This is a genomic window from Streptomyces recifensis (assembly GCF_002154615.1).
GTDB classification, from domain to species: Bacteria; Actinomycetota; Actinomycetes; order Streptomycetales; family Streptomycetaceae; genus Streptomyces; species Streptomyces griseoluteus.
Genome location: NZ_MUNH01000457.1, coordinates 1 through 6612 on the forward strand (window position 1 = coordinate 1; position 6612 = coordinate 6612).

At 70.2% G+C, this 6612-nt stretch carries 7 protein-coding genes and 1 pseudogene; 5 read left to right on the plus strand and 3 right to left on the minus strand.

What is annotated here, in order from left to right:
• Positions 1-317 (minus strand): annotated as a pseudogene (locus tag CCN33_RS22590) (hypothetical protein); the annotation flags it as partial.
• 311 nt (positions 318-628) lie between these two features.
• On the opposite strand from CCN33_RS22590, the gene CCN33_RS22595 reads away from it, so the two are divergent.
• The 4 genes from CCN33_RS22595 (at position 629) to ku (ending at position 3844) form a co-directional block, all read left to right on the plus strand.
• On the plus strand, positions 629-1417 hold the full coding sequence (locus tag CCN33_RS22595; RefSeq protein WP_086695355.1) for an SAM-dependent methyltransferase: 789 nt from the start codon (positions 629-631) through the stop codon (positions 1415-1417).
• 308 nt (positions 1418-1725) lie between these two features.
• Positions 1726-2433, plus strand: coding sequence for an FAD binding domain-containing protein (locus tag CCN33_RS22600; RefSeq protein ID WP_086695356.1), 708 nt, complete (start codon positions 1726-1728; stop codon positions 2431-2433).
• A 22-nt stretch (positions 2434-2455) separates the two neighbouring features.
• Positions 2456-2671 (plus strand): VOC family protein, encoded by a 216-nt coding sequence (locus CCN33_RS22605; RefSeq protein ID WP_244173909.1) that lies wholly within the window; start codon positions 2456-2458, stop codon positions 2669-2671.
• A 276-nt stretch (positions 2672-2947) separates the two neighbouring features.
• Complete coding sequence (ku, locus tag CCN33_RS22615; protein WP_086695358.1) at positions 2948-3844, plus strand: non-homologous end joining protein Ku; 897 nt, start codon at positions 2948-2950, stop codon at positions 3842-3844.
• Positions 3845-4204: 360 nt separating this feature from the next.
• On the opposite strand, the gene CCN33_RS22620 is transcribed toward ku, so the two are convergent.
• Both CCN33_RS22620 and CCN33_RS22625 read right to left on the minus strand, forming a co-directional pair.
• Positions 4205-5092: an aldo/keto reductase gene (locus tag CCN33_RS22620; protein WP_086695359.1), complete on the minus strand. Its 888-nt coding sequence runs from the start codon at positions 5090-5092 to the stop codon at positions 4205-4207.
• Positions 5093-5223: 131 nt separating this feature from the next.
• A complete protein-coding gene (locus tag CCN33_RS22625; protein WP_086695360.1) occupies positions 5224-5877 on the minus strand; it encodes a biliverdin-producing heme oxygenase in 654 nt (217 codons plus the stop codon).
• A gap of 236 nt (positions 5878-6113) precedes the next feature.
• Here CCN33_RS22625 and CCN33_RS22630 point away from each other — a divergent pair.
• Positions 6114-6612: cytosine permease (locus CCN33_RS22630; RefSeq protein ID WP_208621842.1), on the plus strand; the 499-nt coding region annotated here is incomplete at its 3' end.

Sequence of the window (6612 nt, forward strand, 5' to 3'; positions counted from 1 at the left end):
GAGGGGTGGGGGGCGCCGGCCTCCTCGGTGGCCTTCGGCTCGCTTTGCGGTGCGGGGCGGGTGCCGTCCAGCGCGACGATCTTGAGCTGCATCGTCTCGTCGGGCCGGATGGTGCCGACCCGCAGCTGCATGGTGGCCTCGGGCTCGAACGCCGCCGGTTCCGGGGTGCTCTGGGGCTCCTGCCGGTCCGGCTCCTGGGCACGGCGTCCCCACGTCCGCTTCGGCGCCGCGCGCCGGCCTCGCCCACGCCGGACCCCGTCGGCGCCGCCGGCACCCGTGGCGTCATCGGCGTCCGCCCCCCGCCCTGCCTCGGTCACGACAGGTCTCCCTCCCCACTCGGCCTTGCTCGCGCGGGCAGACGGACCGGCCGGAATCGGTGACCATCACGGTGGCACCGATGGCCAAATCGTTACCCCCTGGCCCCGTGTCTGCCCGCGAGCTTCACAAATTATCAGCTAATACTTTCGAAACCTGGAGACCAGGGTCGGTCATGGGTCACACCCGGCCGGGCAGGGGCTCGCCGCCGGTCACCCACCTGGTCAACTCCCGTGCCCCGCATGCAGAATGACGACCACCACTAGATGATCGTCTGTGTTCGCACCGGCCAGAATCATGACGGAGCCCGCCCATGACCACCGGCACGCCCGCCCCCCGGCAGATCGATACCAGCACGGCGCACCCCGCGCGGGTATACGACTGGCTGCTCGGCGGCAAGGACAACTACCCCGTGGACGAAGCGGTGGGGGAGCGGCTGCCCGCCGAGGCGCGGGACGGCGCCCGGCAGAACCGCGCCTTCATGAACCGCGCCGTCGCCTGGCTCGCCGCGCAGGGCATCGACCAGTTCCTCGACATCGGCACCGGCATCCCGACCGAGCCCAACCTGCACCAGATAGTCCAGCGGATCGTGCCGACCGCGCGGATCGTGTACACCGACAACGACCCGATCGTGCTGCGGCACGCGGAGGCACTGCTCGTCGGCCGCCCCGAAGGCGCCACCCAGTACGTGGAGGCCGACGTCCGCGACCCGGCCGCCATCATCAAGAACGCCCGCCAGACGCTCGACTTCGACCGGCCCATCGCCCTGTCCCTGATCGCCCTGATGCACTTCATCAACGACGACCAGGACCCGTACGGGCTCGTCTCCAACCTTCTCGCCAACCTCCCTTCCGGTAGCTACCTGGTCCTCTCCCACGCCTCTTCCGACATCTTCCCGGAGCTGTCGGCCCAGGTCACCGCCGAGTACGCCAAGGGCGGCATCCGGCTGGGCTTCCGCGACCGCGCGGGCGTCGAGCGCTTCTTCGAGGGCCTGGAACTGGTCGAGCCCGGCCTCGTCACGGCCACCGAGTGGTTCAAGGACGGCGAGGTTCCGGCGGCCGAGAAGAGCGGGATCTACGCGGGCGTGGCGCGCCTCCCCTAGGGCCTGCCCGACAAGTCGCGTCGTCGCCCGGAGGGGGCCGTGCGGCGAGAATGCGTGCGTGGCGTCGCGCGGCAGACGGGAATGGTCGGACAGGCCCCAGCCCTCCCGCCGCGTGCCGGGCGATCAGCCGGGCCCGCGGCGTGGGTCTGTGTGACACCGCTGCGGGCCCGACTCACGGGGTGGTGGAGGGGGCGCACGGGGCGCGTGACGGTGAGCCCTGTACGCGCCCCTCCGAAGGCGGCGAGAATAACTCCGGCCGCGGAGGCGGCCGTTCGCCGGACCCCCCGAGGAAAGGCAGGTTGGCCACAGTGCTGCTGCGTCTGCCCACGTCCGTGTCCGAAGCGCGCGACCACCTGGCCGAGGGAGCCGTGCCCGTGGGCGGCGCCACCCTGGTCTGGGCCACCTGGCAGCGGGACGGGTTCCCGACCCAGGCCGTGTCACTGCGCGAGCTGCCCGAGGCCAACGTCCTCGGCCCCGAGGAACTGGGCGGCGCCGTCGTCCTCAACCGCGTCGACGACCGCGTACCCGAGGTGCTGCGCCGCGCGGCAGGCTCGGTAGGCACCGGCGCCGTACGCCGCGCGGCCACGGTCGGCGGCAACATCGCGGGCAGCACCTTGCGTTGCCTCCTCCCGGCGGCCCTCGTCCTGGACACCCGCGCCACGGTGCTGACCTCCACCGGGGTGTACGACACCGATCTGGCCGAGGTCGTCGCCAAGAGCCCCCTCCTGCTCAGCCTGCGCTGGCGCACCCCCGTGGCCAGCGCCTACCGCAAGCACGAGGGCGAGCCCGGCGGACCGCCGCCCCTCGTCGTCGCCTCCGCCCTGCACGCCCTCGGCGAGGGCCGCTTCCGGCTCAACATCGCCGTACGCGACGGCTACGAGGTCGTCAGCGAGAGCACCGAGTGCGGCACCGACCCCGAGGAACCGCTGTCCGCGCTCGGACCGACGCTCCTGAGCGACGTCCCGGCCGCCCGTACGGCGGTCCACGACCAGATCAACGGGCTGCTGGCCCCCTAGCCGATCCCTGACGCTGGACTTCATGTCCGACGAGAATCCGGTCGGCCACCACCTGGCCTTCGACGTGGACCCGTCGTCCTTCGACGCGATCCTCGCCCGGCTCAACTCCGCCGGGGTGCCCTATGGCAACGATCCCAGCGAGCCCGACAACGGCCGGATCGACCACCCGTCGTGCCCTCGCGGCCTGTACTTCACCGATGACGCCGGGAACCTCTACGAGGTCATGTCCCCCAACTGATCGTTTAAGAATGGGTTGAGCTGCGGGTCTTGTGCTCAGCGATCCTGACCGGCGGGGCTTCCGAAGTGCGTGCTGATCTTGTTCCTGACGAATTGGGGGAGTAGGTGGCCTCGCTGGTGCCGCCCGCTTCCGAGCGGCACCGACGCCGCCGCGCAGGGAGGGACCACGTCGGCCCGCCACCCGTCGACCGGTCCCGCCCCGGCTCCCCCAGGCAGGCGCGCGCTCGCACGGGCGCCCGTAGGCTGGACGTGCTCGGGGCTCTTCCTGGAGGTCGGCATGCCTCGAACCGTGTGGAGCGGCGCGATCAGCTTTGGCCTGGTCACCGTCCCGATCAAGGTCGTCTCCGCCACCGAGGACCACAGCATCCACTTCCACCTGGTGCACACCCAGGACGGCGGCCGCGTCCGGAACCGCAAGGTGTGTGAGCTGGAGGGCCGCGAGGTCAGCCAGGCCGAGATCGGCAAGGGCTACCAGCTCACCAAAGACGTGGTCATCCCGATCAGCGACGACGACCTCCGCGACCTCCCGCTGCCCACCGCCCGCGCGATCGAGATCGTCGCCTTCGTCCCCGTCGACTCCGTCGATCCGATCCGGATCGCCGAGGGCTACTACCTTGTCGCCGACGGTCAGGTGGCGGCCAAGCCGTACGCCTTGCTGACGAAGGCCCTGAGCCGGTCCAGCCGGGTGGCCGTCGCCAAGTACGCCTGGAGCGGGCGCGAGAGGCTTGGTCTGCTGCGGGTCCGGGGCGACGTCCTCGTCCTGCACGCGATGCGCTGGCCCGACGAGATCCGCGACCCGGCTGAGCTGCTGCCGGACGAGGCGGCCGTGTCCGACCAAGAGCTGACCGGCGCCCTCGCCCTCATGGACACGATGACCCGCGACGACCTCGACGGCCCCGACTTCACGGACCGGTACACCGAGGCACTCCAGAAGATCATCGAGGCGAAGCGGGAGAACCACGCGCTGCCACAGTCCGAGGAGCCGGAGAAGCCCGGCAAGATCCTCGACCTGATGGCGGCGCTCAATCAGTCCGTGGCCCAGGCCAGGGAGTCACGCGGGGAGCCGGCCGACGTGCACGAAATGCCGAAGCGGTCGAAGAAGACGGCAGCTCGGAAGAGCCCGGCGAAGAAGGCCCCGGCGAAGAAAGCGGCCGGCCGAAAGCGCGGGGCCTGATCCGGGGGTGAGTAGTGGGTGTGCAGGACATCCCGCGGCGGTGAGTGGCGTCTGCAGACCAACGCCACCGCCAGGGTCCTCGACAACTAGTACCCGCTCTCTCCCGAGTACGTGCCTGTCCGGGTCCGGCACACCTACGAACTTGATCTCCCCTACTGCGACTGACCTGGACCAAGAGCGGTTTCCATCCTGAAGCCGCAGCTCCGGCATGGCCGGCAGCTTGCGAACTCGGGCCGGTCGAAGGTGATGGTCGGCCTCGACTGCCATGACGGGCCGCCGACGAAGTCGCGGCCCGTCTTGGTCGGCCTCGGGCAGTACGGCCGCGATGCGCAGTAAGCAGCGGGCGTCGGTGTCGGCGTGTCAGGCTTCGGGGATGAGGATGTGCCCGTAGGCAGCGAGGGTGACGTTCTCCGGTTCGGGGCCGCCTCGCCGCCCGGATTCCAGGGCATCGAGGGCTTTCACCTCGTCCGCGGTGAGCGCGAAGTCGAAGACGTCGATGTTCTCGGCGATGCGGTGGGGCTTGGTCGACTTGGGGATCACCGAGCGGCCCTGCTGGATACCCCAGCGAAGCAGCACCTGGGCGGGGCTCTTGCCGTGCACCCCGGCGATCGCGGTGACAGCCGGGTCGTCCAGGACGCTCCGGCGGCCATCGTCGTGGCCCGTGTAGAAGGTGACGCCGCCGATGGGGGACCACGCCTGGTTGAGGATGCCGTGGCGGTCGTCGAGGTCGAGGACCGGGCGCTGCTGGAAGTAGGGGTGGACCTCGAGCTGGTTGACGGCGGGGACGACGGTGGTGGCGTCGAGCAGAGCGGTCAGGTGGTCGACCATGAAGTTGCTGACGCCGATGGCACGGACATCGCCTTCCGCGAGGAGCTTCTCCAGGGCGCGGTAGGCGGCGAGGGTCCTGTCGAAGTCCGACGGGAGGGGCTGGTGCAGGATCAGCAGGTCGATCTGGTCGAGGCCGAGCTTGGCGGCGCTCTTGTCGAAGCTGCGAAGGGTCTCGTCGTAGCCGTAGTCGCTGATCCAGGTCTTCGTCTCGACGAAGACCTCCTCGCGGGGGACGGCGGACTCGCGGATGGCCTGGCCGACTTCACGTTCGTTGCCGTACACGGCGGCCGTGTCGATGTGCCGATATCCGAGGTCGAGCGCGGCCATGACAGCGCCCCGTGTCTCGTCCGGCGGCGTCTGGAAGACACCAAGCCCCAGGGCCGGCATCTGGACCCCGTTGTTGAGGGTGAGGATCTGCATCACAAGGACCTTTCGGTGCGATGCGAGTACTTCACGACTCAATGAGGGTATGTGGTGTCATGTCGGTCGGGTAGAAGGCATCGTCGCGCCGCTCGTCAGCGGTCCCGTGTGGACCGCCATGGGGGAACCTGTCAGGCGGTGGCCGGGAAGAGGGTGCCGAGGTCGGTGAAGACGGCGTTGTTCAGGGTGAACGCCAACCGGCACTCCTCGACCACGCGCCGCTTCTCCAGCTCGTCCACCGGCAGCGCGTCGAGCCGCGCGCGGTACTCGCGTTTGAAGGCGGCCGGGTTGTCGATGCCTTCGAAGACGTAGAAGCGGACACCGTCGCCCTTGCTCTCCAGCCCCCAGGTCCGCTCCGCGACGCGCCGGATCACCTGACCGCCCGACAGATCGCCGAGGTAGCGGGTGTAGTGGTGGGCCACATATCCCGCCGGCCAGCTCGCGGCGACCTCGCGGACGCGGGCCGCGTACCGCTCCGTCGCGGGGAGCGGGGCCACCCGGTCGCGCCACTCCTCGCCCAGGAGATGCCTCAGGTCGCGCTCCAGCTCGGCCACCCGCCGCAGCTCCGGGCGCAGAAACGGGCCCGCGACCGGGTCGGCCTCCAGGAGAGCTGCGGAGTCCTCCAAGGCGCGATAGACGAAAAGGAGTTGCTCGGTGTACCTGGCGAAGGCGTCCATGCCGAACCGGCCGCCGAGCAGGTCGTTCATGAACGGCGCCTGCTCGGCCTCGGTGTGCCGGTCTTGGCTGGCGGTGCGGATGACCGAGGAGAAGGGGGGTGTCGACAAGGCTGCCTCCCTGGCAGAGCTCACGGTCACGCGCACGACCGGAGGCCGCCGCGTTGCCGACCGGATGTCGGCAACATGATTAGGGTGACCTAACCTAATGTCATTTCCGAGGGCTGCCAACCCTCTCCCGCCCGAAGGCCCCGGTCAGGGCCACCGGGTCACGCCGGGTCGTTCCTTGCGCCCCTCCATCCCCCCGCCTAGCTTGGACGCGACACGTCAGGACAGGTAGGTCGCCGATGACGCAGCCGCAGCACCCCCAGGACAGCGGAGCCGACGGCCGCCAGATCCAACTGGAGACCCACGGCCTCGACGTCATCGGGGACGCGGACCGCAAGGGCACCCCGCGCCACCTCTTCTGGCCCTGGTTCGCCGCCAACGTCAGCGTTCTCGGCCTCAGCTACGGCGCCTTCGCCCTCGGCTTCGGCATCTCCTTCTGGCAGGCCCTCGCGGCCGGAAGCCTCGGCATCGTCGCCTCGTTCCTGCTCTGCGGCCTCATCGCGGTAGCGGGGAAACGGGGCTCCGCGCCCACCATGGTGCTCAGCCGCGCCGCCTACGGAGTACGCGGCAACCGCCTCCCGTCCCTCATCTCCTGGATACTCACGGTCGGCTGGGAAACCGCACTCGCCTCGCTCGCCACCCTCGCCACCGCCACCGTCTTCAGCCGCCTCGGCTGGGGCGGCGGCACCGAGACCAAGGCCGTCGCCCTCCTCGTGGTCGCCGCGCTCACCGTGGTCG